At 71.1% G+C, this 23,659-nt stretch carries 28 protein-coding genes and 1 pseudogene; 12 read left to right on the plus strand and 17 right to left on the minus strand.

The window, feature by feature from the left end:
* Positions 1–484: 484 nt before the first annotated feature.
* Positions 485–1,006 (plus strand): GNAT family N-acetyltransferase, encoded by a 522-nt coding sequence (locus BIV25_RS09855; RefSeq protein WP_071371822.1) that lies wholly within the window; start codon positions 485–487, stop codon positions 1,004–1,006.
* A 99-nt stretch (positions 1,007–1,105) separates the two neighbouring features.
* Here the strand turns inward: BIV25_RS09855 and BIV25_RS09860 are convergent, their stop codons facing one another.
* On the minus strand, positions 1,106–1,543 hold the full coding sequence (locus BIV25_RS09860) for a PPOX class F420-dependent oxidoreductase (protein WP_071371823.1): 438 nt from the start codon (positions 1,541–1,543) through the stop codon (positions 1,106–1,108).
* 270 nt (positions 1,544–1,813) lie between these two features.
* Between BIV25_RS09860 and BIV25_RS09865 the strand changes: the two genes are divergently transcribed.
* Complete coding sequence (locus BIV25_RS09865) at positions 1,814–2,128, plus strand: hypothetical protein (RefSeq protein ID WP_256255705.1); 315 nt, start codon at positions 1,814–1,816, stop codon at positions 2,126–2,128.
* Positions 2,129–2,141: 13 nt separating this feature from the next.
* Here BIV25_RS09865 and BIV25_RS09870 read toward each other — a convergent pair whose 3' ends face one another.
* The 6 genes and pseudogenes from BIV25_RS09870 to BIV25_RS52555 form a co-directional block, all read right to left on the minus strand.
* Positions 2,142–2,387 (minus strand): Smr/MutS family protein, encoded by a 246-nt coding sequence (locus tag BIV25_RS09870; protein ID WP_071371825.1) that lies wholly within the window; start codon positions 2,385–2,387, stop codon positions 2,142–2,144.
* Between the two features lie 143 nt (positions 2,388–2,530).
* Positions 2,531–2,677 carry a hypothetical protein gene (locus BIV25_RS50905; RefSeq protein ID WP_177235216.1) on the minus strand — a complete coding sequence of 49 codons (147 nt, stop codon included), beginning with the start codon at positions 2,675–2,677 and terminating at the stop codon, positions 2,531–2,533.
* A 309-nt stretch (positions 2,678–2,986) separates the two neighbouring features.
* The gene (locus BIV25_RS54280) at positions 2,987–4,045 is read right to left on the minus strand and encodes a hypothetical protein (protein WP_071371826.1); all 1,059 of its coding nucleotides are present in this window, start codon (positions 4,043–4,045) and stop codon (positions 2,987–2,989) included.
* Between the two features lie 27 nt (positions 4,046–4,072).
* A complete protein-coding gene (locus BIV25_RS09880; RefSeq protein ID WP_143076603.1) occupies positions 4,073–4,330 on the minus strand; it encodes a hypothetical protein in 258 nt (85 codons plus the stop codon).
* A gap of 35 nt (positions 4,331–4,365) precedes the next feature.
* Positions 4,366–4,596 (minus strand): hypothetical protein, encoded by a 231-nt coding sequence (locus tag BIV25_RS52550; RefSeq protein ID WP_256255729.1) that lies wholly within the window; start codon positions 4,594–4,596, stop codon positions 4,366–4,368.
* A 107-nt stretch (positions 4,597–4,703) separates the two neighbouring features.
* Positions 4,704–4,952, minus strand: a pseudogene (locus BIV25_RS52555) (protein kinase); the annotation flags it as partial.
* Between the two features lie 206 nt (positions 4,953–5,158).
* Here BIV25_RS52555 and BIV25_RS09895 point away from each other — a divergent pair.
* Positions 5,159–6,433: a Tat pathway signal protein gene (locus BIV25_RS09895; protein ID WP_071371830.1), complete on the plus strand. Its 1,275-nt coding sequence runs from the start codon at positions 5,159–5,161 to the stop codon at positions 6,431–6,433.
* A gap of 6 nt (positions 6,434–6,439) precedes the next feature.
* Here BIV25_RS09895 and BIV25_RS09900 read toward each other — a convergent pair whose 3' ends face one another.
* Complete coding sequence (locus BIV25_RS09900; RefSeq protein ID WP_071371831.1) at positions 6,440–8,050, minus strand: metallophosphoesterase family protein; 1,611 nt, start codon at positions 8,048–8,050, stop codon at positions 6,440–6,442.
* 252 nt (positions 8,051–8,302) lie between these two features.
* Here BIV25_RS09900 and BIV25_RS52560 point away from each other — a divergent pair, with 252 nt between their 5' ends.
* Both BIV25_RS52560 and BIV25_RS09905 read left to right on the plus strand, forming a co-directional pair.
* Entirely contained in the window at positions 8,303–8,425 is a 123-nt protein-coding gene (locus tag BIV25_RS52560; RefSeq protein WP_256255708.1) for a hypothetical protein, read from the plus strand.
* 244 nt (positions 8,426–8,669) lie between these two features.
* Positions 8,670–10,430, plus strand: a complete 1,761-nt coding sequence (locus BIV25_RS09905) for an ABC transporter ATP-binding protein (protein ID WP_256255709.1) — start codon at positions 8,670–8,672, stop codon at positions 10,428–10,430.
* 19 nt (positions 10,431–10,449) lie between these two features.
* Here BIV25_RS09905 and BIV25_RS09910 read toward each other — a convergent pair whose 3' ends face one another.
* Positions 10,450–11,115 carry a nitroreductase gene (locus BIV25_RS09910; RefSeq protein ID WP_071371833.1) on the minus strand — a complete coding sequence of 222 codons (666 nt, stop codon included), beginning with the start codon at positions 11,113–11,115 and terminating at the stop codon, positions 10,450–10,452.
* A 334-nt stretch (positions 11,116–11,449) separates the two neighbouring features.
* On the opposite strand from BIV25_RS09910, the gene BIV25_RS09915 reads away from it, so the two are divergent.
* Positions 11,450–12,874, plus strand: a complete 1,425-nt coding sequence (locus tag BIV25_RS09915) for an alkaline phosphatase family protein (protein WP_071371834.1) — start codon at positions 11,450–11,452, stop codon at positions 12,872–12,874.
* Positions 12,875–12,972: 98 nt separating this feature from the next.
* Here the strand turns inward: BIV25_RS09915 and BIV25_RS09920 are convergent, their stop codons facing one another.
* Positions 12,973–13,686: an SDR family NAD(P)-dependent oxidoreductase gene (locus tag BIV25_RS09920; protein ID WP_071371835.1), complete on the minus strand. Its 714-nt coding sequence runs from the start codon at positions 13,684–13,686 to the stop codon at positions 12,973–12,975.
* A 75-nt stretch (positions 13,687–13,761) separates the two neighbouring features.
* Here BIV25_RS09920 and BIV25_RS09925 point away from each other — a divergent pair, with 75 nt between their 5' ends.
* Positions 13,762–14,595, plus strand: a complete 834-nt coding sequence (locus tag BIV25_RS09925; protein WP_071371836.1) for a helix-turn-helix transcriptional regulator — start codon at positions 13,762–13,764, stop codon at positions 14,593–14,595.
* A gap of 19 nt (positions 14,596–14,614) precedes the next feature.
* Here BIV25_RS09925 and BIV25_RS09930 read toward each other — a convergent pair whose 3' ends face one another.
* Positions 14,615–14,887: a hypothetical protein gene (locus tag BIV25_RS09930; RefSeq protein ID WP_071371837.1), complete on the minus strand. Its 273-nt coding sequence runs from the start codon at positions 14,885–14,887 to the stop codon at positions 14,615–14,617.
* 35 nt (positions 14,888–14,922) lie between these two features.
* Here BIV25_RS09930 and BIV25_RS52565 point away from each other — a divergent pair, with 35 nt between their 5' ends.
* On the plus strand, positions 14,923–15,054 hold the full coding sequence (locus BIV25_RS52565; protein ID WP_256255710.1) for a hypothetical protein: 132 nt from the start codon (positions 14,923–14,925) through the stop codon (positions 15,052–15,054).
* Between the two features lie 13 nt (positions 15,055–15,067).
* On the opposite strand, the gene BIV25_RS09935 is transcribed toward BIV25_RS52565, so the two are convergent.
* Entirely contained in the window at positions 15,068–15,595 is a 528-nt protein-coding gene (locus tag BIV25_RS09935) for an NUDIX hydrolase (protein ID WP_071371838.1), read from the minus strand.
* Positions 15,596–15,771: 176 nt separating this feature from the next.
* Here BIV25_RS09935 and BIV25_RS09940 point away from each other — a divergent pair, with 176 nt between their 5' ends.
* Positions 15,772–16,869, plus strand: a complete 1,098-nt coding sequence (locus BIV25_RS09940) for a barstar family protein (protein WP_071371839.1) — start codon at positions 15,772–15,774, stop codon at positions 16,867–16,869.
* A gap of 25 nt (positions 16,870–16,894) precedes the next feature.
* On the opposite strand, the gene BIV25_RS09945 is transcribed toward BIV25_RS09940, so the two are convergent.
* Positions 16,895–17,953, minus strand: coding sequence for an esterase family protein (locus BIV25_RS09945; RefSeq protein WP_071371840.1), 1,059 nt, complete (start codon positions 17,951–17,953; stop codon positions 16,895–16,897).
* A 273-nt stretch (positions 17,954–18,226) separates the two neighbouring features.
* Between BIV25_RS09945 and BIV25_RS09950 the strand changes: the two genes are divergently transcribed.
* Positions 18,227–19,273, plus strand: coding sequence for a PP2C family protein-serine/threonine phosphatase (locus tag BIV25_RS09950; RefSeq protein ID WP_071371841.1), 1,047 nt, complete (start codon positions 18,227–18,229; stop codon positions 19,271–19,273).
* Here BIV25_RS09950 and BIV25_RS46685 read toward each other — a convergent pair.
* The gene (locus BIV25_RS46685; RefSeq protein ID WP_256255726.1) at positions 19,264–19,650 is read right to left on the minus strand and encodes a helix-turn-helix domain-containing protein; all 387 of its coding nucleotides are present in this window, start codon (positions 19,648–19,650) and stop codon (positions 19,264–19,266) included. The two genes, BIV25_RS09950 and BIV25_RS46685, sit on opposite strands and share 10 nt — an antisense overlap.
* A 74-nt stretch (positions 19,651–19,724) precedes the next feature.
* On the opposite strand from BIV25_RS46685, the gene map reads away from it, so the two are divergent.
* Both map and BIV25_RS09960 read left to right on the plus strand, forming a co-directional pair.
* Positions 19,725–20,492: a type I methionyl aminopeptidase gene (gene map, locus BIV25_RS09955; protein ID WP_071371842.1), complete on the plus strand. Its 768-nt coding sequence runs from the start codon at positions 19,725–19,727 to the stop codon at positions 20,490–20,492.
* Between the two features lie 75 nt (positions 20,493–20,567).
* A complete protein-coding gene (locus BIV25_RS09960) occupies positions 20,568–20,810 on the plus strand; it encodes a hypothetical protein (RefSeq protein WP_256255712.1) in 243 nt (80 codons plus the stop codon).
* 138 nt (positions 20,811–20,948) lie between these two features.
* On the opposite strand, the gene BIV25_RS50915 is transcribed toward BIV25_RS09960, so the two are convergent.
* The 3 genes from BIV25_RS50915 to BIV25_RS09970 all read right to left on the minus strand — a co-directional run bounded on the left by BIV25_RS50915 (position 20,949) and on the right by BIV25_RS09970 (position 23,605).
* Positions 20,949–21,125 carry a hypothetical protein gene (locus BIV25_RS50915; RefSeq protein ID WP_177235217.1) on the minus strand — a complete coding sequence of 59 codons (177 nt, stop codon included), beginning with the start codon at positions 21,123–21,125 and terminating at the stop codon, positions 20,949–20,951.
* Between the two features lie 765 nt (positions 21,126–21,890).
* Complete coding sequence (locus tag BIV25_RS09965) at positions 21,891–22,349, minus strand: DoxX family protein (protein WP_071371844.1); 459 nt, start codon at positions 22,347–22,349, stop codon at positions 21,891–21,893.
* Positions 22,350–22,513: 164 nt separating this feature from the next.
* The gene (locus BIV25_RS09970) at positions 22,514–23,605 is read right to left on the minus strand and encodes a MerR family transcriptional regulator (RefSeq protein WP_071371845.1); all 1,092 of its coding nucleotides are present in this window, start codon (positions 23,603–23,605) and stop codon (positions 22,514–22,516) included.
* Positions 23,606–23,659: the final 54 nt, after the last annotated feature.

Genomic DNA, 23,659 nt, shown 5'->3' on the forward strand with positions numbered 1-23,659 from the left:
CGAAAGTCGTACGGTCATTACCGGCATTACGGTACGCGACGGTGCTGCGCGCACGAGGGATCGACGTGCGTGGTGAATTCCCGGCACAGCCGAGGCCCGTGTGCGGGATCTCTGTGGGGAGGGACCGCCCCGCGCTGACCGTGGCCGCGGACACGACCGCCGCCCCGGCCGCCCTCGGCTGCAGGCCACCGACGACACGGCCGTGTGCTCGGTGCGGCCGCTGTCCCCGGCCGCGGCCGCCTTCGGCCGGCGACGACCAGCTCAGGCCGTACGGCCACGTCGGCCACGTCGGCCCCGTCCACCGCGGCCACCAGGTCCGACAGCAGGCGCTGCGCCGCCTGGGTCGTGTCCCGCGCAGCTGAAACCTCGTCCACGTCAAGTAGCGGGCCTCGGGGGCGAGTTCACCCTGCGCGGCCAGGCCCGGCAGCCTCAAGTCCGTGGCTGCCGGGGCGATCTCATGACGATGTCGCAGTAGGGTCGCGGCATGAGCGACCTCGCGGCACGGGCCATCAGTACCGTGCGACTGGACCTGCTGCCGCTGCGCGTCGAGCACGCCGACGAGATGGCCGAGGCGCTGTCCGATCCGGAGCTGCACACCTTCATCGGCGGCACACCGGACACCCCGCAGGCCCTGCGCTCGCGCTACCGGCGTCTGACCGCGGGCTCGCCCGACCCGGCCGTCTCCTGGCTGAACTGGGTGATCCTGCTCCGCGACGAGTCCTGTCTCACGGGCACCGTGCAGGCGACGGTCCGCCCCTCCGAGCACGCCCTCACCGCGGAGATCGCCTGGGTGGTGGGCACACCGTGGCAGGGCCGGGGCATCGCCTCCGAAGCGGCCCGAGGACTCGTCGACCGGCTCGGCCGACTGCCGGTGCACACCGTCGTCGCACACATCCACCCCGAGCACCGGGCCTCCGCGGCGGTGGCCACGGCCGCCGGACTCGCCCCCACCTGCACCTGGCACGACGGCGAGATCCGATGGCAGCGGGACATGCGCAGGGCTTGACCGTGCTGGGGCCTCGGCGGGGGCTGCCGGCCGGTGTCCGCCGACCGGCCGGGCCCGTCACGCGGTGAGTGAGCACCGGCCGGTTCTCGTCCCGGTGGCTCAGGAGGGGATGACTCCCGGCCGGAACGGCTCGACGCCGACGATGTGCCGCACCCGCTCCGGCTCGACCAGCACGTGCACCCGCCGCTCGCCTTCGATCAGCCACGGATATCCGTCCAGGCCCAGGTACTTGCGGGCCAGCCGGTCCATGCCGCGCTCGGCCTCCTCCCCCTCGGCGAAGCGCACCACGCGGCCGGAGATCTGCACCCGGTCGTAGGGGTTCTCGCCGTCGGCGTGGGAGAGATGGACCCGGGCGTCGTTGCGGAGGTTCTCCTCCTTGATCCGGCCGACCGAGGTGTTGAAGACGACCAGTCCGTCCTCCAGGTGCACCCACATCGGCGTGACGTGTGGCGCCCCGTCCGGCGTCACCGTGGCCACGTACCAGAAGTTCGGCGCCTCCAGCCGCTCGCGCACCCGCTCGTTCAGCTCCGCCGCCATGGCAGGACCCTCCTCCTCTTGATCATCTCTTGCGGAACCACTCTGCCACAGCACCGGATTGACGCTACGTCAGTTCTGTTCGGGTCTTCCTCCATGGGATGCGGGACATCCGGTGGCGCCGGAATTCCACTCGCGACTCCGTTCGAGGTCCTGGCATGATGGGCGGCATGACGATCAACCGAAAGGTCCATGCCGCGTAGCCGGCCGGGACAGCTCCGGGCCGGTGACTCCGGCCGCCGGACAAGCCGTCCGACGCCCGTCATCGACGGCTTGTCCTCGCGTGCGCTCTCCGAGATCGCCGGTCTTGAGCGCACCCGCAACTATCTGCACCCGGGAGACGTCGGCAGAGCCGTACGCCTGTGGCAGGAATACGTCCATCGCCCCCAGCGCGAACTGTGGCGGGACTACGAAGGGGGATACGCGCACGGGGACTGCTGCGGCAGCCCTCTCGAAGCCCGCACTCTGCTCGACACCGTGACGCGGGCCCTCCCACCACGAAGCGCTCGCGAACTGCGCCGGATCATCGGCCGGTTCGACGCCGTCTGGAACCTGCCGTCACCACCGTACGACGCGGGCGGAGGGTAGAGACAGTCCCGGATCACCGGAAGTAGATGAGAATGCGCCCGGTGTTGCCCCCGTCGACCTCGCGCCGGATGTACAGCTTCCGGATGTGCTTCTGGTCCAGGAACGCCAGCACGCGAGCCCTGAGCCGCCCGGAGCCCTTGCCGGGGATGATCTCCGCGACGGGCTCGCCCGCGTGGTTCGCCTTGAAGAGGAACTGACGCAGCGCCAGTTCGATGTCGCGGTTGTTCCGGAAGATCGGGTGGAGATCGAGCGACATCATGAGAAGCCTCCTGGCGCTGCGGGTCTTGCGCCGACCGCGGGACGGACCGCCCTCGCGGCCCCAGGTAGCCTCCCATGACACGTTCGATCCGACCTTCCCCCGGCGCCCGCCAGCCGTCCCCGGAGTGCTGCGGACGTCTGTGATCAGTGCCCGGAATCCCGCGTCGGGTCGAGCGTCTCCTGGTCCGGCCCGGGTTTCGTCGTCGGCGGGAACAGCAGGTCCTCGTACGCGTCCAGGGCGAACACGACGAGCATGACCATCACCGGCACGAGCAAGGCCACCACGATCATGACGCCTCCCGGCACAACAGTGATCACGGGATGGGCAACGGATCCGCCTCCAGCTTGCCCCAAACGGGCGAACACGGCATATCGGACCGATGGCGGTGTGCGCCGTTCGGGTGACCCCGCCCTCGGGCGGTACGGTCACCGGGCTGGTCACCGGCACACCTGGTGCGCCCTGCGACCACGGCGCACCAGGTGTGCGCGGGAGTCGGTGCCGAGCACACCGAGAATCCGCGCAGCCGGAGAAGATCGTTAAACATCGCCCACGATGCACCGGAGGTCTGCTACCGAAGTCGCGGGGGGAGCGACTTTCGGCTATCCGGCCCGGTCGGACCGCGCACTTTCGGCGGTGCCGTCCCGACGCCCGGCCGATGCGTGCGGACGCCTGCGCGCGCGACCATCGTGGGCATGAAGAAGGTGCTGGAAGTGGCCGGGTTCGTCGCTCTCGTGCAAGGGGTGCTGGGCCTGGTGCAGGAGTTCACCCACTGGCACGTCGGCATGGTGCGGCGGCTGTCGTTCTTCCACGGTTACGAGGCCGTGGTGAGCTTCCTGCTGATCGTGCTGGCCTGCGCGCTCTTCGCCACGGCCGACCGGCTTCGGCACTGACAGGTGCGGGGCCGGACGCCGGGCCGGGGCGTCAGGGAGCGTCGGGCCGCGGTAGCCGGGCCGGGAGGAGGCGTCGACGCCGACCTCGCAGCGGACCCGCGGGTCGGTCCTGTTGCCGTGGACGTGGGCGCCCGTGGAGTGGATGGCCAGGACGATGGCGTGGTCGGTGGCGGCGGAGGTGTTGCCGACGACGGTGACGTGTTGTACGTCCTCGAACATCAGGGCCTCCTTGGGAGAGACGTAGCTGGTCGTCCCGGCGATCCGGGCGGGCCGTCCGTTGTCCGACAGGTCGTTGTCCTGCGTGAACTGAACCTTTACGTAGGCGTGTTGGCCGTCCGGACTCGCCCAGTCACAGGTCCAGTCGGCGAAACCACGGTCCGTCGGCCGCTGCCGCAGACCGGGCACGCGCTCAAGTGCGGCCGGATCGAGCAGTGTGCAGGCGTCCAGCCGGCCCAGCGAGTCGGCGGGCCAGGGCGCCGCACGCCGGGGTACCGGGCCACGGTCCAGCACCGCGAGGGCATGGTCGGCGGCGGCGTCCGCCAGGGCGCACGGGTCGGGTGCGCCGGCGCTCTCCCGCTTGCCGTTGACGACGATCTGCCGGTGGTCCGGGGTCACGATGAACCGCAGGCACTGGTCCTCGTCCCGCTTCAGGGACGCGACCTCGACATTGCCGACCCTGCGGACGGGCACGCCGCTGTCGAGCTGCTCGACATCCGTGCTGAGGTCGACCTCGGCGTCGGCGATGTCGTCCCCGGCGGCGTTCTGCACAGGTACGTCACGGCGGTTCAACTGGCCCTAGGAAGGGGTGAGTTCCGTCTGGCCGAAGCGGCTCAGTGACGCGGCGCCCAGGACCTGGCAGGGGTCGGCGCTCGGGGCGTCACCCATGGCGCCCGCCTGGGCCCGTACCGTGGCGGAGGGTCCGGCGCCGGCACCGGGACCGGCCCTCTTCCCGCGCCCGGATGACCAGGGGCCGAAGAGGGCGAGTCCGACGGCGAGTCCTGCGACGGCCAGCGCCGCCACGGCGGCCGACGGCGCACCTTCCTCTGCAGCCACAGCGTGAGTGACGGCAGGGCCAGGGTGCGGCCGAGTCAGAGCGTCTTCCGGGCGGCCTCCTGCACGCCCTGGGCGAGGTGCTCCTGGACGTACTCCCGGATGTGCGCGGGCGGGGGTGCGGCACGCACGAACAGGATGCGGGCCTCGGCAGCGTCCGGTCGCTTCCCGGGCTCGGCCTCCAGGAACGCGGTGAGCGGGCCGGTGAGCGGGCCCGCCCGCCCCGGGGCGTCCACATGACCTTCGAGAGCGCGCGCCAGGTAGCCCATGACGTGGTCGAACTCCCCGTACGGGGACCGGCCTTCGCGTTCGGCGTCTTTCCCCTGGCCACCTCGGGCGCGAGACAGCGGGGCTTGCCGCGCACCGTGCCCGTCGTGGTGTGCGTACCGGTCCGGGTGACCTCGCTCCACAGGACCCGCGCGATCCCGAAGTCCGTCAGCCGGGCCACCCCGGCCTCGGTGACCAGGACGTTCTCCGGTGTCACATCGCCGTGCACCACGCCCTCATCGTGGGACTTCGTCAGCGCCGCCGCGATCTGACAGCCGATCGGGCCGGCCTCCTGAGGGGTCAACGGGCCGCACTCGGCGACCAGTTGGGCCAGGCTGCGCGAGGGTACGTACTCCATGACGATCCAGCAGGCGTCGCCGTCGGCGACGTAGTCGAACACGGCCACGACGAGCTCACGCCACCGCTCGAACGATCTCTCCGGCGCGCCCGGAAACCGGTCTCGGCCCGCAGGGGCTGTCCCTCCGGGAAAGGTCGGTGGGACCCCGAGCGGTGATCCGGGGATTCCCTGATGTACCGCGGTCGGCGCAGGACCATTCTGGCTGCATGACGAAGCGTCACCCGTACACACGCCGCCCGGTCCGATGGCTCCGCGCCTTCACCACCTGCACCGTCGCAGCGCTCTGCGCCCTGACGGCCGCCCTGCCCGCCCAGGCGGCCGCCCCTGCCCGCTCCTCTCCGCCGCCCGCCCGGAAGCCGACGCTGCCGGTCCCGTCCGGCCGGTACGGCGTAGGCGCGGTTCCACTGCACCTCGTGGACCGCTCACGCCCCGACCCGTGGAAGGCCGGGCAGAAACACCGGGAACTGATGGTCACCGTCTACTACCCCACGACCCGGGCCACCCACCACCCGCGGGCCCCGTACATGCTGCCCGCGGCCGCCGCGCACTTCGACAGCGTCACCGCCGACGGCCTCCTCGGGTTGCACACCCAGGCCGGCCGTACGGACTGGGCCGGCACCGTCACCCCTGTGGCGGTGGACGCACCCGTGGCCGCTGGACACGGCGAGCGTCTGCCGGTGGTGTTCTACTCCCCCGGTCTCGGCGAACCCCGCACCTGGGGCACCACGTTGGCGGCCGATCTGGCGAGCCACGGGTACGCCGTCGTCTCCATCGACAACACCTACGAGTCGCCCGAGGTCCAGTTCCCCGACGGCAGTCTGGCGACGGCGTCCTTTCCGCCAATTTCCCAGGCCGACCCCTTCATCCGCGAGTCGCTGGCCGTCCGGGTCACCGACACCGGCTTCGTCCTGGACCAGCTGCACCTGCTGGACAGCGGACGGAACCCCGACGCGGACGGCCGGCGGCTGCCCACCGGCCTGACCGGGGCACTCGACCTCTCCGAGGTGGGCATGTTCGGCCACTCGCTGGGCGGCACCGCCGCCGCACAGGCGATGGACGCCGACCACCGGATCTCCGCGGGCATCGACATGGACGGCAACCTCACGAACTTCGACGGCACGCTCATGCCGGTCGCCCGGCACGGTCTCGACAGGCCCCTCCTTCTGCTGGGCAAGGACGGCGAGACCGATACCGGGGCGGGCTGGCAGGCGTTCCGCGCGCACACTCCGGGCTGGACCCGCCAGCTGACCCTGCGCGGCTCGCAACACGCCTCGTTCACCGACGCGGAAGCGATCGTCCCCCAGCTGCATCTGCGGCGCGCCGACCGGGTCGACGACATCGGCACGATCGACCCGGGCATCGCGATACGCACCAACGAGGCCTACATCACGGCGTACTTCGACCACTGGCTGCGCGGCCGCTGCGGAAAACTGCTGGAGGGCCCGTCGGCACGCTATCCCGACATGGAGTTCGTGCGCTGAGCGCGGCTATCCGGCGTGGCCGTCGGAGCGCCTGCGGTGGAGGGTGAAGTTCTCGAAGACCGACAGCTCGCCGTGCGGCTTGTTCACGTTGTAGTACGTCACGTGCATCCGGGTGGTGTCGCCCGCGTGCCGGCCCGGGTCGACGGTGAAGGCCGCGAAGCCGTAGGGGTGTTCCACGTCGCGGACACCCATCCAGACGGCCTCCTCCTTGGTGTAGGTGGAGGTGCGCTTGCCGTTCGCGCCGGCCGCCGCGGACACCGAGGTGATCACCTTGGCGGTCCCGTCGGTGAAGAAGTTCTGGTTCGTGGTCCCCGAGACCCCTCCGCCGCCGAGGACCATGTGCACGGTGCCCAGCCCCGTGTCGATGGAGTCGGCGCTCCCGGAGACCGGGCGGGGCGTGAGTGTCTCACTGCCTGTGACGACTCCGCGGACCGCCAGCGAACGCTCGTAGTTGTGTTCGTGACCGCACAGGACCAGGTCCACGCCGTACCTGTCGAACAGGGGGCCGTACTTCTGCCGCAGGCCCAGGTCGGCGCCGTTCGCGTCGGTGGAGCTGACCATCACCTGGTGCATGGCGACGACCACCCAGTCGATGTCGCGGGAGGAGCGCGCCGCCTTCAGTTCCCTTTCCAGGAAAGCGAGTTGACGTCCGCCGGAGTAGCCGCTGATGTAGACGTCGCCGCCGTCCTGGAGGCAGTTGTCGTCGTTCTGGAGCACGATCACCCGCACCGAGCCGACCGTGAACGCGTACCAGAGACCCGTGAGTTCCGCGTCGGTCTCGGTGGAGGGAAGGGAGAAGTAGGTCTGGTAGGCGCCGAGTCCGAGCGGGCCGTTGGCCTTCTCGATCTCGTGGTTTCCGGCGGCCGGCATCCAGGGGCGGAAGCGCGCCGAGCGGGTGTTGTTGGTGAAGAAGTTGTTCCAGGTGCGCACCCGGTCGACATCGAGGTTGGCGTAGCACAGGTCGCCGTTGAGCAGATGGAAGAGCGGTGCGACCTGCTCGATGCCGGTGACGATGTCCTTGGTGGCGGGCGTCGAGTTCGCGTCGAGGGCCGCAGTGCCATTGGCCGCCCAGGTCACCTGCGGAGCGGACTGGTCGCCGAAACTGGTGAAGGTGAACGGCATGCGTCCGCGGGGCGCGGTGCGGAACGAACCGCTGTCGGGCGTCGTCCCCTCGTGGGTGGCGAGGTAGAGGTGGTCGGTGCCGGGGGTGAGCCGGTTCAGCGACGCATGATGGACATAGACCGTACGGCCGGACGTGCCGTCGACGTAACTGACCGTCCGGGCCGCCGCGCTGGACCCGAAACCGTGCTCCAGCGTGCCGTAGTGGACCACGGGTCTGGTCACCGGTCGGTCGGTGATCCACGACACCGTCATCTGGGTCCGCGGGTCGGCCCCGAACGTCAGGTGAAGACCCTGGACCGGAGGCGCGCCGGAGGAGTCCGCGGTGCGGTGCAGGGCCGGCGCGGTCACCGGGGCCGCCTGCGCCGTGCCCGCTCCCAGCAAGGGGGTGACGGCCGCGCCGGCCCCCGCGGTACCGAGGAGGCCCAGCGCGTGGCGCCGGCTGACCCCTTCGGATGCCTTCGACGTCCCGTCCGGTATATCGGCCTGTGTGGTCATGGGGCCCTCCCTGACGCGCAGTTGAGCTGACGACCACCGCACACTGCCGCTCCTCGACGGCGCCCGAGTGAACACCGCATGGCCACCTGGTCATGACGTCCGCCGCCAAGACTTCGGTAAGGGAATATAGGCCAACACTCACCTTCCTCCTTGAGCGAGACATCGGGCGTCCCCGTACTCACAGGTGCGACACAAGGCGAAGTCGGCTGCGATCAGCGTCGGTCGACTGCCCGTCATGAAGGGATACGAACGATGTCCTTCGCGAAGATCACACTGGCCAAGAAGGCCAAGAAGAAGGAATGCGGTGCCGCCGCCAAGGCCAAGCACCACAAGAAGCACCACCACCGCAAGCACAAGAAGGCCGCCGCCAAGTAGCAGCGCATCACGGAACACGACCACACAGGCAGACCGTGCCGGGGTCCGCACGCACCGCACATGTGCGCGCCGGCCCCGGCACGCCGTCGGACCGGGCAGTGCCCAGGAAGTGTCGGCCATGCACACCGCTGCACCCAGCACCATGCCCGTGGCCGGTCCCGGGGCGGGAGCCACGACCGATGCCCCGTCACCGCCATCGTCTCCACCGACCTCGACGCCGCCACCACCTTCGTGGCCCCCGTCCGTGCCTTCGGCTCCGTCGCGGATGCGCCACGCCCGCATCTCCCCGCCGGCCGCGTTCCGCACCTTCTGGCCACTGGTCAGCGTCAACCGCGCGGCCGTACTGGTGTCGGCCGTCCTGCTGATGGTCGCCGCCGGGTGCGACGCGGGCGCGATCGGCATCGTCGGGGTCCTCACGGACGACGTGCTCACCCCGAGCGACCTCGCCGCCTTCTGGGGGCCTGCCGCCCTCTGGCTGGGGCTCGCCGTGACCGGTGCGGTCGCCTCTGCGGCGGGCGGCTATCTCGCGGGCTGGACCAGCGAGCACTTCCTGCTCGGCCTGCGCGACCGGGTCTTCCAGCATCTGCAAGCAGTCCCTCCGGACGCCCTGGACCGATTCGGCACCGGCGATCTGGTGGCCCGGCTGACCGGCGACATCGAGACCGTCGAGTCGCTGGTGGCCTCCGCGCCCGTCGAACTGATCACGTCCGCCGCCGGGGCCGTCGTGTTCGCGGTGGCGGCCTTCTGGACGAGCTGGCAGCTGGCTCTGATCACCTTGTCCGCCGCCCCGTTGATCTGGTTCGCCGCCCGGTGGTTCGGCACGCTGATGCGCTCGGCCACCCGCGCCGAACGCGACAGCAACGGCCGCCTGGCCACCCTGCTGGAGGAGAGCCTCGCCAACATGACCCTGGTGCAGGCCTACGGCCGGCAGCAGGCCGAGCGCGGCAAGGTGCACCGTGAGGGCCGTAACTGGATGCGGGCCGGGCTACGGCAGATCCGGCTGTCGTCGGTGTACGGCCCGACGGGTGAGCTGGTCGAGACCGTCAGCGTGCTGGCGGTGATCGGCGCCGGAGCCTGGCAGATCTCCGAACACCACCTCAGCGTCGGCGGCCTGCTCTCCTTCGCCGCCTTCCTCGGTTATCTCCACCCCAAGCTGCAGGAACTCGGCGAGATCGTCGTCAGCGCCTCCTCCGCGACAGCCGCCTGCGAACGCCTCATCGAGGTACTGCGCACCGGCACGGTCCGCGACGACGCCCCTCGGCCGGAGGTCCCGCCGCTCGCCGAACCGGTGCGCGGCGCCGTCACGTTCGAGGACGTCGGCTTCTCCTACCCGGGCAGCGGCCGTGCCGTGCTCCACGGCGTACGACTCGCCATCGCCCCCGGCCTGCTCGTCGCGGTCACGGGACCGAGCGGCGCCGGCAAGTCCACCCTCGGCAAACTGCTGCTGCGCTTCCACGAACCGTCTCGCGGCCGCATCCTGCTCGACGGCCGGGACATCGCCGGACTCCCGGTCGACGAGGTGCGCCGGCACATCACCCTGCTTCCGCAGGACAGCATGCTCTTCGACGGCACGGTCCGCGAGAACATCCTCTACGGCCGCCCCGACGCCACCGAGGCAGACATGATCGCCGCCGCCGTCGCGGCCGACGCGCACGGCTTCGTCAGCACGCTGCCCGACGGTTACGACAGCCCCGCCGGCAAACGCGGCAACAACCTCTCCGGCGGCCAGCGCCGCAGGATCGCCCTCGCTCGGGCCATGCTGCGCACGGCGCCCGTGCTGATCCTCGACGAGCCCACGGCCGGACTCGACGACGACTCCACGGCCCGGATCATGGCGCCGCTGCGTCGTCTCACCGCCGGGCGCACGGCCTTCCTCATCACCCACGACCTGCGCCTGACGGCCCAGGCCGACCTCGTCCTGCACCTCTCGGACGGCACCGTGACCATGACGGCCCCTGGCCTGTCCGCGAGAACGGGACCTGAGCCGGAGCCCGAGGCCGCCTGAAAGCAAGGGCGCCTCGCGGTCACACACCGATGAAGCTCACCGTTTCCGTCATGTCCGCCCGCCCGGTACGCAGCCGCGGCACGCCTTGCTTCTCGAACCCCACCGAGACACCGCAGAACAGTACGAGCCCGTCGTCGGCCCCGACCGTCCCGTTGACCGTCTTGCGATACACGGTCCACATGACCTGGGGACAGCTGTGCAACCCTTCCGCCCTCAGCAACAGCATGACCGTCTGCAGGAACATGCCCGCGTCACCCCACTGGCCGGGCCCCATCGTCCGGTCGAGGTAGCAGAACAGGACGACCGGCGCCCCGAACGCCTCCGCGTTCAGCGCGGCGATCTTCCTGGGCCTGTCGGGGTCGTCGCGGTCGATTCCGAGCGCCTCGTACCGCTGGGCGGCCGCGGCGGCGAAACGGTCCAGGTACGGCGAGGTCAGTTCGGCGGGGTACATCGGATACTCCCGCTCGTCACCGGGGTCTCCCGCCAGCGCCCTGGCCGTCGCGCGCCTCTTCAGTTCGGCCAAGGGCTCGCCGGTCACGACATACACATGCCACGGCTGGAGGTTCCCGCTCGACGGAGCCCGCGTCGCCGCGGCCAGCACACGTGCGAGTACCTCTTTCGGCACCGGCTCATCGCTGAACGCCCGCACGGCCCGTCGGCTGTCCACGGCCTCATACACATCCACGTCTTCACGTCCTCCCGCTCAACCGCAAACCGTCCCTACCGTAATCAGCCGTCACTGCCGGGCGTGCGTGCCGTCTGCGCCGCGAGCCGACCGGTCGGCCGCTCCTTGATCCATGCAGCGGCCATTCTTTTCCCAACGGACGACAACAACGGGGCAACGTGCGGGTGTGGGCGGTCACAGCTTGGCCAACCCCTTTCCGCCCGTTGGCCGCAAGTTCACCATTCACCCCTGATGTGCTCCTCTGTCCTGGGCAGAGAGTAATGGGCGGCCCTGCCCTTCGCCGGGGGCCTGGGCCGTCCCTACGGAATCCGCTCTCGCTCAAGAAGGGGCATTCATGCCCGAGTTGACACGCCGTAGACTGCTCGGGGCAGCGGGCGCGCTGGGTGGCGCCGCGGCCCTCTCCCTCCTCCCACCGAGCGTCCAGAAGGCCGTCGCCTCCGGACCCCCCGCGCGCGGCTCGCTGCGCGACATCGAACACGTCGTCATGCTGATGCAGGAGAACCGCTCCTTCGACCACTACTTCGGCACGCTCTCGGGTGTCCGCGGCTTCAACGACCCGCACGCCCTCAGGCTCGACACCGGCCGCAGCGTCTTCTACCAGCCGGACGCCAAGAACCCGAAGGGCTATCTGCTGCCCTTCCACCTCGACACCCACAAGTCGAGCGCGCAGTCCATCCCGTCCACCAGCCACGCCTGGTCCGTCCAGCACGAGGCGTGGAACAACGGCAGGATGGACCGGTGGCTGCCCGCGCACCGCAAGGCCGACGGCGTCAACGGCCCCTACGTGATGGGCTACTACACGCGCGAGGACATCCCCTTCCAGTTCGCGCTCGCCGAGACCTTCACCGTCTGCGACAACTACTACAGCTCGGTGTTCGGCCCCACCTGGCCCAACCGCCTGATGTGGATGACCGGCTCGATCGACCCCGACGGCACCCACGGCGGTCCGGTCATCAGCAACGACGCGCCGACGCCGTACCGTTGGAAGACCTACGCCGAACGGCTCCAGGCCGCCGGTGTCAGCTGGAAGGTGTACCAGCAGGACGACAACTACGGCTGCAACATGCTCGAACAGTTCGCGGCCTTCAGGAACGCGCGGCCCGGCTCGGAGCTGTACGAGCGTGGCGTACGCAAGCGGCCCGCGGGCGCCTTCGAGGACGACGCACGCCACGACCGGCTGCCGGCCGTGTCATGGATCATGCCCACCAGCTACCAGTCGGAGCACCCCGACTACCTCCCCGCGGCCGGCGCGGACTTCGTCGCATCGAAGATCGAGGCGATCGCCTCGAACCCGAAGGTCTGGCGCAAGACCGCCTTCATCCTCAACTACGACGAGAACGACGGCCTGTTCGACCACGTGGCCCCGCCGACCCCGCCTCGCGGGACCCCGGACGAGTACGTCCACGGCCTGCCGATCGGCGGCGGGTTCCGCGTCCCGGCCGTCATCATCTCGCCCTGGACCGTGGGCGGCTGGGTCGCCTCCGAGGCCTTCGACCACACGTCCGCCCTGCGGTTCCTGGAACGGTTCACCGGGGTGAGCGAGCCGAACATCAGCGCCTGGCGACGCGCCGCCTTCGGGGACCTCACCACCGCCTTCCGCTTCCGCGACGCCCGCTCCAGCCCGCCCCGACTCCCCCACGACACCGCAGAGCAGCTGCACAAGGCGAAGGAAGAGGTGGCCACGCTGCCGAAACCGAAGCTGCCCGGAGCCGCCCAGTCCTTCCCCCGCCAGGAGAAGGGCCACCGTCCGCACATCTGAGAACGGCCCGACCACTCAGCCCCCGCCGCCGACGGCCGGGGCTGACCGGCGTTTCACAAGGGGGTCACGACCTTTTCGGCAAGGGTGCGTATCGCCGTTCACCAGGGCACCTGCGTGCCGTCCCAGGAGAAGAAGCCGCCGGTCGGCCCGTCCCCCGGCAGCAGCGCCAGCCGTACGGCGCCGCGTGCGCCCTCCTCCGGATCGCCGCCCCGGGCCCTGGCCCGCGGATTGAGGTCGGTGGCCCGGGTTCCGGGGGCGAGCGCGTTGACCTTGAAGGGCTCGCCGAGAGTCTGGGCGTAGAAGACGGTGAGCGCGTTCAGCGCGGCCTTGGAGGAGCGGTAGGCGGCGCCGTAGCCGTTGCCCGGGGTGAACTGGGGGTTGGGGCCGGTGCTCCAGGACAGCGATGCGGTGCCGCTGGAGATGTTCACGATGCGCGGCCGGGCCGAACGGCGCAGGGCGGGAAGGAAGGCGTTGGTGACGGCGACGACGCCGAAGACGTTCGTCTCATAGGTCTGCCGGAGGTCCGAGAGGCCCGTCTCGGCGGGCGGGTCGAGCGTGACGGCGACACCGGCGTTGTTGACCAGCACGTCCAGCCGGTCGACACCGGCCGCGGCGCGTGCGATGCCGTCCGCGTCGGTGACGTCCAGGACGAGCGGCCGGGCGCCGTCGCCGATCTCCGCGGCCGCGGCCTCCCCGCGCCCCGCGTCGCGGGAGCCGGCGTACACCGTGAAGCCCTCGGCGGCGAGCAGGCGGGCGATGTGGTGGCCGATGCCCTTGTTGGCACCGGTGACGAGTGCTGTGCGATCGTTCATGACAGCCACGGTTCCCCCGGCCGGCACCGCCCTGCCAGGGATCACCTGTACCTGGCAGGACGAGGAGGCAGCGCCATGGCGAGGCAGGAACTGGCCCGCTACCTGCGGGAACGCCGGGCGGCGCGGAGCGCGCGGGAGGTCGGTCTGCCGGAGGGCCCTCCGCGCCGTACGCCCGGACTGCGGCGGGAGGAGGTGACGGAGCTGGCTCACATGTCGGTCGACTACTACGTCCGGCTCGAACAGGCTCGTGGCCCCCGCCCCTCGGCTCGCGTCCTGGACGCGCTCGCCGGCGCGCTGCGGCTCGAACCGGCCGAGCGCAGTCATCTGTTCCAGCTCGCCGGCGCGGCCGCACCGCCTGCCGCACGACCCGTACGTCAGGCGCGTCCGCAGGTCGCGCAGCTCCTCGAACGGCTGCCCGGGACCGCGGCGATCGTCACCGACGCCGCCTACGGTGTGGTCGCCTGGAATCCGGCGGCCCGGGCTCTGCTCAGCGACGGCCTGGCCCGGCGCACGACCAATCTGGCCCGGCGGCGCTTCCTCGGCGCGGGGCAGACGTACGAGACCTCCAGCACACGGGAGTTCGGGTCCATCGCGGTGGCTCGGTTGCGCCGGGCGGCCGAGCGCTACCCACAAGATCCCCAACTCGCGCTTCTGCTGGAGGAGTTGCACGCCGAGAGCGCGGAGTTCCGGAGGATCTGGCAGACCCACCCGGTACATGCGCCGGGTCACCGGGCCAAGACCCTGGACCATCCTGAGCTGGGCAGGCTGCGGCTGAACTGCGATGTGCTGCTGGTACCGGAGGACGACCAGGAGGTGGTCCTGATCACCGGCGCCCCCGGCTCACGCTCGGCCCGCGTCCTGGAGTCCCTGGCCGTCGCCGCCGCCCCGGTCGCCCGGGAGACCGCATGACGCCGGCCGGTGCGACGAGTCAGGGGGCGTCGCCGACCCAGTCGAAGCGGCGCCGGTCGCCGGGGCGCGGGGCGTATACCGCCCGGCCGCCCGCGCCGAACCGCCCCAGCTCGGTGGCGAGGGCGACACTGGCACCCGGGTCGTCCGGCGTCCGGCCGGTGATGTCGAGCAGCAGCCCGTCCAGCGGGCCGCCGACCAGCTCGACGTAGCGCCGTCCCGGGCGCGGGCCCGGGTCGTCGTGGTCCCGGCCGTAGACCCGGCCGCGCAGCAGCTGCTCATCCTCGCTGTCCATACCGGCCAGCCTCGCAGCCACCACTGACAATGCGGGTGGCCGACGCCTTCGCGGGTGGCCACGGACTCCTCACCGGCAGGCTGGGGGCACCGGCCGGGCCCGGCGTGGGCGAGCGGTCCGAGTTCGGCCTGACCGTTCTGCTCGACGGCGTCGAGGCACGTCGGTGAGTGACGCGGCGGCTCACGCCAGGGTGAGGCCGTCGCGAAGGCAGACGACCGCCTCCCGGGCGGCTGCGGAATGCAGGGCTCTGAGCGTCGCTGCGTGAGCGGCGGTCATCAGCCGCTCCGGCCCGTCGAGGTCGGCGAAGGTGTGGTCGTCGTGCTCGGGGCTCAGCCGGATCGAGGTTCCCGCGTCGAGGACCCCGCCGTGGAAGTAGCAGTCGAGAACCGGTCCCGTGCCGCCGACGTCGACGCGGTGGTCGATGCCGATGAGTCTCGGCACGCCAGGCAGTTCGACGCCTGTCTCCTCGCACATCTCCCGGTGGGCCGCCGTGCAGGGATCTTCACCGTGATCGAGCATCCCGCCCGGCAGCCACCACGTACCGGCGCCCGGTCCGTCCGGTCCGTAGCGGAGCAGGAGGACCCGGCCGCCGCTGTCGTGCACGAGGACGCACGAGCCGATGAGCGCCCGCGGCTGTGTCCTGACCCATTCCTCGCGCGGCAACCACGTCCCGGCGGTCGCGTCCACGGATACGTCACGTGCTGTCATCGGCACCCTCCAAGATCACTCTGCCCCGTCGTGCCCACCCACACGCCCCGACGTCCGGGTGACACACGGAACGCCTGTCGCACCGCCTCCGAGAACCGGTGGAAGCGGACTCCGACGGCGGCTTGTGCCCGGTGTCCTGGGGGAAAACGGCTTCGCCGCGGGGCTTCGTCTGGGGGATGATTCGGCGCGTGAATGAGGTCGGGCACCGTCGCGAGCACGGACGGTACGCGTTGAGGGACACGGAGAACGACCATGTCTGGGGCATGTGCGCCACGGTGGACGGGCTCTTCGGGGAACCCTGGCGCGGAACCTACGAACTGTTCGGCTGGACTCCGGAACGCGCCGAGCCGCGCGGCTGGATCGGCAGCCGGGTGTGGCTGGTCCCGGAGAACGAGGAACTCGGCCCGTGGCTGCTGGAGGACGCGCTGAGCCAGGGCCGGCCCGCGGGGACGGACAGCGTCGTCCTCACCGGATCGGACGACTACGAGGGCCCGCCCGAGGGGTACGCGGGCCCCGTCCGCGTACATGACGAGCGCCGTTGGCTGGGTGCCTGCCGGGAATTCGTCCGCATCCTGCCGCCGGACCGGGCCCCCCGCTCCCTGGTCCTGCGAGGGCTCGCGCAGAGCGAGCGACTGCGGGCTGCGCTGGCGAAGGGCACCCGGCGGGCGCTCGACCTGGAGCAGGCCGCACTGGAGATCCACGACGACCTGGGCGAGCCGCTGACCGAGCAGCTGCTGTGGACCTCGGTCCGTGCCTGGCGCCCGTCCGCCCACGGGCCGGACCTGATCGACCTGGAGCTCGACGGGGAGTTCTTCACGCCCGTTCCCGAGCACGCCCGCTCCGTCTGGGAGCGTCGGCTCGCCGGACCGCCGGACACCCCGGGCGCCTGGGCCGGTCTCGACACCCGCTGCCGTGGCACCTGGCTCGATCTCGTCCGGGACCGGGCGGGCCGACGCACTCCCGGTGACCGGCCGGCCGGTCACGCCTACACACTCGACGGCCGTCACGTCACCGACGAACCGGGCCTCTACCTGGCGCTCGGCGAGGCGGTGAACGGGCCGGGCGGCTACTTCGGCGGCTGCCTGGCCGCGCTGGACGACTGTCTGCGCGGCCGCTTCGGCTACACCGCCCCGGCGACCCTGCTCTGGCAGAACGCCGGGACGGCCCGCGCCCACCTGTCCCGGACGCTGACACCGGACGGCGCTCACCACGACAGCTTCGCCGACGTGCTCGATGTCCTGGCCGAGGGCGGCATGCACGTCACCCTGGCCTGAACGACAGCCCCCGAGGGGTTCCTGTTCAGGCCTTCGGTGCGGTGGTGTGGCGGCTCAGGAAGGTGAAGGCCGCCGGGTACAGGCGCGTCCAGGTGTTGTAGTTGTGGCCGCCGCTCGGCAGCACCATGGTCTGCGTCCGGACCATCGTCGCGGCGGCTTCCTTCACGAACTGCTGGATGTAGTGCGGCGGGCTCAGCCGGTCCTCGGCCGACGTGGCCAGGAACAGGTTCACCACTGCCTTGCTGCGCTTCACCATGTACGTGGGGCTGGTGCGTTCGCGGGAGACCGGGTCCGTGATCACGCCCGTGTCGCCGGTGAGCGGGTCGGGATCCAGCGCGGCGCCGGAGCCGAAGACCTTCGGGTACGCCAGCGGGAGCCGCGTGGCGCAGAAGCCCCCGGTCGAGAAGCCCATGAGACCCCACCCCTTGGGCCCGGCGATGGTACGGAACTTCTGGCTGATCAGCTCCGGCACGTCACGCGCCATCCACGTGGCGACCTTCCGGTTGGGCTGGTCGGTGCAGTCGGTGTCGACACCGCCCGGGTCGACCACCGGCATGGCCAGGATGAAGGGGTGCGAGGCGCCCGATTTGACCACGCTCTCGAAGTCCCCCGGCATGCCGCCGTGCTCCAGCCAGGACGCCGGGCTGCCCGGCACGCCGTGCAGCAGCATCACGACCGGGAAGCGCGTGTGACGGTACTGCGGCTGGTCGTACTCCGGCGGTGTCCAGACGATCACCTGCCCGGACAGCTGCGAGTGCTTGCCGCGGAAGTAGGTGTCCAGCACTCCTGTGTCCGTGTGGGTGAACTTCGCGCGGTCGGCCGGCGGGCCGGGCATGGCGACGGCGGCTCCGTTGTCATTGCCGAGCAGATCGTCCCAGGAGGCGTACAGACCGTAGTCGTTGTTGATCCAGGTGGCCATCACCGAGATCGCGGTGAGCTGGCACAGACCGATCATCACCAGCCGTACCACCCATCGCACGGTGTGGGGCCCTCTGAGCCGTGACCAGAGCACCATGGTGCCGGCCACGCACACGACGGTGGCCACGATCAGCAGGACGAAGAACGACGTCCCGGTCAGGCTCATGGGCAATCCCCCCAGCAGGTGAATCTCAAACGGTTGTAGCCGCGCCACGGAATCACAGGTGAGCGCCGTTGATGAAACCGTGACCAGGGCGCGGTCGGACACCGTGGACCAGCAAGAAGACCGGTTCGCGATCAACTGGTCAGACGACTGTTGCCGCCCACGCGTTCCACCCTTGAGCCGGGTCGCGGTGCTGTCGCCTCTTTATGAGGGGCAATGGGTACGTCTGCGATGATGTGTCGTGCCGGTCGGACGTGAGGGGGAGGGGCGGGAGACATGGCCGTACAGCGTCGTCGATCGAGGGTGCTGTCCGTGTTGCCCTTCGCGGTCATGGGCGCCGTGGCGCTGGCCGACGTGGTGACCGGACCGTCGCTGGGTTTCCTGCCGCTGGTGGCCGTGGGGCCCGCGTTCGCCCCGCTGGTGGGCGGCTGGCGGCGTACCGCGTGCGTCGGCGTGATCGCGCTGCTGCTGTGCTTCGCGCTGGGCTGGTACGACGACATGACCGCGCCGCGCCGTGGCCTGATGGTCGTCGGCTCCGTCATCGGCGTCACCCTCGCCGGCCTGGTGGCAGTTTTCCTGCGCCGCGAGCGGGAGGCCGAACTGGACAGTGTCCGGTCGATCGCCGAGGCCGCGCAGCGGGTGCTGCTCAAGCCCGTGCCGAAGCTCGCCGGCCGGCTGCGGGCGGCCGTCTCCTACACGTCGGCCGTGGCCGAGGCCCGTATCGGCGGAGATCTGTACGAGGTCGTCGCCGCACCGCAGGGTGTGCGGGTGATCGTCGGGGACGTGCAGGGCAAGGGGCTGGAGGCGGTGGAGACCGCGGCGCTGGTCCTGGGCGCGTTCCGTGAGGCGGCCCTCGACGAGGCGGACCTGGTGGAGGTCGGCGCCAGACTGGCCCGCTCCGTCGACCGGCAGCTGGACGGCGAGCGCTTCGTCACGGCCATCCTCGCCGAGGTGAGCGCCCACCAGGTCACGTTCCTGAACTTCGGCCACCCCGCCCCGATGCTGGTGCGCGACGACGGCACCGTGGATCTGCCCGAACCGGAGTCCTACGCGCTGCCGCTCGGCCTGGGCGCGCACGGCAGCGCCGACCCGCAGCCGTACCGCGCGGCCTTCCTGCCCGGCGACCAGCTGCTGCTGTACACCGACGGCATCGTCGAGGCCCGCGACCGCGGCGGCCTTTTCTACCCGCTCACCGATCGCGCCCATCTGCTCAAGGACCACGATCCCGAGACCGCCCTGGAGACCCTCCGCCAGGATCTGCTCCAGCACGTCAGCGGCCCTCTCCAGGACGACGCCGCGATGTTGCTGCTGCGCTACCGGTGAGGGCCGGCCGCGAGCGGAGGGCCGGATTCCGTGTGGACCACGTCGCGCAGGACGCAGGAAGTGGGGCGAGGCGCCGACCCCGGTCGCGCTACCGGGTGTGATGCCGCCCGCCCCTCAGGCCGAGAGCGCTGATTCCCGCCCGTCCGGGTCGTGCGCGCACGGCGGCCCGCCAACTCGTCCAGCGACACGTGCAGCGCGGCGGCCAGGGCCGCGATGGTGAGGAAGGCGGGCGTCGGGGCCCGGCCGGTTTCGATCTTGCGCAGGGTCTCCGCGGAAACCCCTGCCGCGGCCGCCACCTCCGCCGTGCTCCGGCTGCCACGCGCTCGACGCAGCAGCGTGCCGAACCGCTCGCCGCGTTCCCGTTCCCACGGCGTCAGAGGAGTTCACACCATGACCGTGATACTAATACCGGTATAAGTATTGGAACGACGTGTTGCGGGGAGTCACGCACATGGTGGAGATCAAGACCGATGCCGCATTGGACGCGATGCGCGAAGCCGGGCGTGTGGTGGCCCGCGCCCTGGCCGCAGCCCGGGAGACAGCCGACGTGGGGGTGTCCCTGCGAGAACTGGACGAAGCGGCCCGGTCGGTCCTGGCCGAGGCCGGAGCCGGCTCCCCGTTCCTCGGATACCGGCCGTCCTTCGCCCCCGTGCCCTTCCCGGCCGTGATCTGCACGTCGGTCAACGACGCCGTGTCACACGGCATCCCCACCGGCTACCGGCTGCGCGACGGCGACCTGCTGAGCATCGACTGCGGCGCCGAGCTCGACGGCTGGACGGGCGACGCGGCCATCACCTTCACCGTCGGAACGCCACGCCCCGGCGACCTCGATCTGATCGACGCCACCCAGCAGGCCCTCGACGCCGGAATCGCCGCCGCCCAGGTGGGCCATCGCATCGGCGACATCTCCCACGCCATCGACACCGTGGCCCGCAAGGCGGGCTGCGGCATGCCGGCCGACTTCGGCGGACACGGCATCGGCCGCCGCATGCACGAAGACCCTCACGTCCCCAACCGCAGCCGCCCCGGCCGTGGCTTCCCCCTCCGCCACGGCCTGGTCCTCGCCATCGAACCCATGCTCATGGCCGGCGGGCGGAACACCTACCGCACCGACATCGACGGCTGGACCCTGCGCACCACCGACGGCAGCAGGGCCGCCCACATCGAGCACACCGTCGCCATCACCGACCACGGCCCCCGCATCCTGACCCTGCCCTGACCCGTTCCCGACCACCCGATCGGCCGGTGCGTCCGGCGCTTCTCGCCGTGCTCGCGGCGTTTACGATCCGTGCCCGTGGCAGAGGTACCCGATGAGTTGATCAAACTGGAACGGTGCGCCGAGGAAGAGCGCGCGAAGCTCGCCGGGCTCAGGGGTGAGGAGTACGAGGCGCGGTTGCGTCGCTGGTGCAAGGCGGCCGAGGCGGTGCAGGCGGCCATCACCGCGTTCGCCACGGCGAACGGAACCAGCCGGTTCGAGGTGGAGAAGTCCGTGAAGGAGGCCTTGCGGCACGCCCATGAGGATCCGGCCGTCGAATAGCGGGCTCGACGCCGGTGCCGGTCGGGCGACGTCCTGGGTCAGGGAGGTGGTCACGGCGGAGACGACGTCGGTCGCGACGAAGCTGCCGATCATGACCGTCCCCACGCCGATGACGTACAGCCCGCTGTCGTCGTCCGATCAGTCCGCACAGGCGGCGAGGGCGAGGCCGATCGCGCCGCCCGGCACGGCGCCGACCGCATAGCGCCGGGACGCCGCCCCGCACACCGGCACCAGCGCAGTCAGCACCGGCCCGATGACCTGCCAGACCTCGTACGGCCCGGTCGTCGAACCGTCCGCGTGCACGGGGATCGACACGATGCGGGTGAGGGGGTGCGTGCGCGCACGCCCAGCCGATGACGGCCTCGGTGACGGGGGCGGGTGTGAAGGTCACCAGGCGTCCGGGACCGTGGCCGCGTTCGGCCTGCGCGATGGCCGGCCGCAGCTCGGGGCGGATCGGGCAGGTCGCGGCGCGTCCGGCACGTGGTTCGCGGATGTGTGCGGGCAGGCGGCCGTGCCGCGACCGTCGCAAGGGGGGCGACACGGCCGTCGTTGAAACCGCGCGGGGTACGGTCCGCGATCAGGTGCTCGCAGACGAGTTTCTGCGTGCCGCAACTCGGCCTCGGCATGGGCAGGTTCGTCTCGCTGACCGCAGGTGGCAGGGGCAGGTCTGGCGGGCCCGGTGACGGCCGACTGTGCCAGGGCGGCATCGAGGAGGGCGCGGTTGGTGTCCACACTGACGCGCATGCCGAGGTCGGCAGCTGCCTCTCACTCGGCCGACGCCGCGTCGGCGAGGTCGAACACCACGGCCGCCGGACGCGGCAAAGATGCCTTCGAGACGGTCGGCCGGGACCAGGCGTTCGACCGGAGTGTCGCTGAACGTCCGGTTCCGCAGCAGCAGCGTGACGGCCGGCCGGCGTCGTATGAAGCCGAAGGATTGCCGTTCCCCCCTGCGCAGTCCGCCGATCGGACGTCATCGCTCCCGCCGCCGCCTGTCGGCACGCGAGAGCCCCTCGTTCCCGCCGAGGGGCTCTCGCGTGCCGCGTATGGGGTGGATGGCACGGCACGTTCCGGTGGGACGGGCTACGCGGTGGGTACCGGTGCCGCGCCCTCGTCCGCTGTGGTGATCGCCTCCCTCTTCACGAGCGCGTCGAGCGCGTAGGCGCCGGGGCCGAGGCAGGCGATCAGCAGGAACGTCCAGCAGAACATGACGGCCGGCTCGCCCCCGTTGACCATCGGGAACAGCGCGTGCGGCTGATGGACGCTGAAGTAGGCGTAGGCCATGGAGCCGGAGCAGATGACGGCCGCCGCCCGGGTGAACAGGCCGAGGGACACCAGGACGCCACCCACCAGCTCGATGACCGCCGCCCACCATCCGGGCCACTGGAGGGTGGGCACCGTGCCGCCACCGTGGGAGCCGCCCAGGACTCCGAACAGGGACGCCGCGCCGTGGCAGGCGAAGAGGAATCCGGTCACCAGCCGGAACACGGCCTGCACGAGTGGGCGCGCGGTGCGTAACGTCGATGCGAGCGAGAAGTTCATGGGGGTCACTCCTCAGTTCGGGGAAACCTGGCGGCGGACTCAGGATATCCACATGGACATGACACTCCACATCTAGCGCGGCGCCCAGGTCCGCACCAGCCGCGGGAAGCTCTGGATTTGCTCTGAGCCGGGCGTCACATCCAGGCAGGTGCCCGCCCGCGCCGCTACCGCCGGCGCGCCATGACGTCCGCCACCACACAGCTGACGTTGTCGGGACCGCCGGAACCGTTGGCGAGGGCGATGAGGTCGCGGACGGCCTGATCGGGCTCCGCCGACTCGGCGAGCACCTGGCGGATCTCGGCGGCCGGTACGACGGTGGACAGACCGTCGGAGCAGAGCAGGTACCGGTCGTCCGGCCGGGCGTCGTGCAGGCGCATGTCCGGGGTGCCGTCGGCTCCCGGGCCCAGCGCACGGACCAGCAGCGACCGTTGGGGGTGACAGGCGGCCTCCTCCGGGGTGAGACGCCCTTCGTCGACCATCGACTGCACCAGGGTGTGATCGTGGGTGATCTGGAACAACCGCCCCTCGCGCAGGAGGTAGACCCGTGAGTCGCCGATGTGCACGAGCGCCATCTGCGCGCCGGTCCAGAGCATCGCGGTGAGGGTCGTCCCGGTCGCCTCTTCGCCACAAGAGGCGGCACCGGCGACGCCTTCCACGGCCTGCCGGGCCCGGTCGACGGCGTCTTCGAGGAGGTTCAGGAGGCTGCCGGCCGCAATGCCTCCGGTCTCCAGGCCCTTGAGCGCGTCGACGGCGGCCCTGCTCGCCGGCCCGCCTGTGCGGCCGCACCCGTCGGCGACGGCGAGCAGGTGTGCGTCGGCATAGGCGGTGTCCTGGTTGCCGTCACGGACGCGGCCGGCGTCGGAGTGTGCGGCGTAGCGGATCTCCAGGGGGTCGGCGGACACGGTCATGGTGGGGTCCTTCCAGCTCAGGTGGTCGATGAGGAAGGTGGCGAGGTCCCGTCGCGCGGCGGTGTCGGCCTCCACCCGGGCCCAGAACGCCCGGATCTCCTGGGCCGCCTGGTCAGCCTGGTCCGCCTCCAGCGTGCAGACGTGCTGGATCCGGGCCAGGGGCATGCCCAGCCGCCGGAGCCAGGCGACCAGCCGGGCGCGGTCCAACTGCTCCGGTGCGTACAGGCGGTAGCCGGTCACCGGGTCGATGCGAGCGGGTGCCAGCAGGCCGAGCGCGTCATAGAGGCGCAAAGCCTTCGGGGAGAGCCGGGACGCCTTCGCGAACGCCCCGATGGTCAGCAACTCCATCCCCCGCCCCTCCTCGTACCGGGCACGTCGCCCGGCCCCACCGATGCTGTGGCC

Source organism: Streptomyces sp. MUSC 14 (assembly GCF_001866675.1).
Taxonomy (GTDB): domain Bacteria; phylum Actinomycetota; class Actinomycetes; order Streptomycetales; family Streptomycetaceae; genus Streptomyces.

Bases quoted from the DNA above. Each gene is read 5' to 3' on its own strand.
- BIV25_RS09855 (WP_071371822.1), top strand. From the start codon at position 485: ATGAGCGACCTCGCGGCACGGGCCATCAGTACCGTGCGACTGGACCTG.
- BIV25_RS09860 (WP_071371823.1), bottom strand. From the start codon at position 1,543: ATGGCGGCGGAGCTGAACGAGCGGGTGCGCGAGCGGCTGGAGGCGCCG.
- BIV25_RS09870 (WP_071371825.1), bottom strand. From the start codon at position 2,387: ATGATGTCGCTCGATCTCCACCCGATCTTCCGGAACAACCGCGACATC.
- BIV25_RS50905 (WP_177235216.1), bottom strand. From the start codon at position 2,677: ATGATCGTGGTGGCCTTGCTCGTGCCGGTGATGGTCATGCTCGTCGTG.
- BIV25_RS52550 (WP_256255729.1), bottom strand. From the start codon at position 4,596: ATGGGCTACCTGGCGCGCGCTCTCGAAGGTCATGTGGACGCCCCGGGG.
- BIV25_RS09895 (WP_071371830.1), top strand. From the start codon at position 5,159: ATGACGAAGCGTCACCCGTACACACGCCGCCCGGTCCGATGGCTCCGC.
- BIV25_RS09900 (WP_071371831.1), bottom strand. From the start codon at position 8,050: ATGACCACACAGGCCGATATACCGGACGGGACGTCGAAGGCATCCGAA.
- BIV25_RS52560 (WP_256255708.1), top strand. From the start codon at position 8,303: ATGTCCTTCGCGAAGATCACACTGGCCAAGAAGGCCAAGAAGAAGGAA.
- BIV25_RS09915 (WP_071371834.1), top strand. From the start codon at position 11,450: ATGCCCGAGTTGACACGCCGTAGACTGCTCGGGGCAGCGGGCGCGCTG.
- BIV25_RS09920 (WP_071371835.1), bottom strand. From the start codon at position 13,686: ATGAACGATCGCACAGCACTCGTCACCGGTGCCAACAAGGGCATCGGC.
- BIV25_RS09925 (WP_071371836.1), top strand. From the start codon at position 13,762: ATGGCGAGGCAGGAACTGGCCCGCTACCTGCGGGAACGCCGGGCGGCG.
- BIV25_RS09930 (WP_071371837.1), bottom strand. From the start codon at position 14,887: ATGGACAGCGAGGATGAGCAGCTGCTGCGCGGCCGGGTCTACGGCCGG.
- BIV25_RS09935 (WP_071371838.1), bottom strand. From the start codon at position 15,595: ATGACAGCACGTGACGTATCCGTGGACGCGACCGCCGGGACGTGGTTG.
- BIV25_RS09940 (WP_071371839.1), top strand. From the start codon at position 15,772: ATGATTCGGCGCGTGAATGAGGTCGGGCACCGTCGCGAGCACGGACGG.
- BIV25_RS09945 (WP_071371840.1), bottom strand. From the start codon at position 17,953: ATGAGCCTGACCGGGACGTCGTTCTTCGTCCTGCTGATCGTGGCCACC.
- BIV25_RS09950 (WP_071371841.1), top strand. From the start codon at position 18,227: ATGGCCGTACAGCGTCGTCGATCGAGGGTGCTGTCCGTGTTGCCCTTC.
- map (WP_071371842.1), top strand. From the start codon at position 19,725: ATGGTGGAGATCAAGACCGATGCCGCATTGGACGCGATGCGCGAAGCC.
- BIV25_RS09965 (WP_071371844.1), bottom strand. From the start codon at position 22,349: ATGAACTTCTCGCTCGCATCGACGTTACGCACCGCGCGCCCACTCGTG.
- BIV25_RS09970 (WP_071371845.1), bottom strand. From the start codon at position 23,605: ATGGAGTTGCTGACCATCGGGGCGTTCGCGAAGGCGTCCCGGCTCTCC.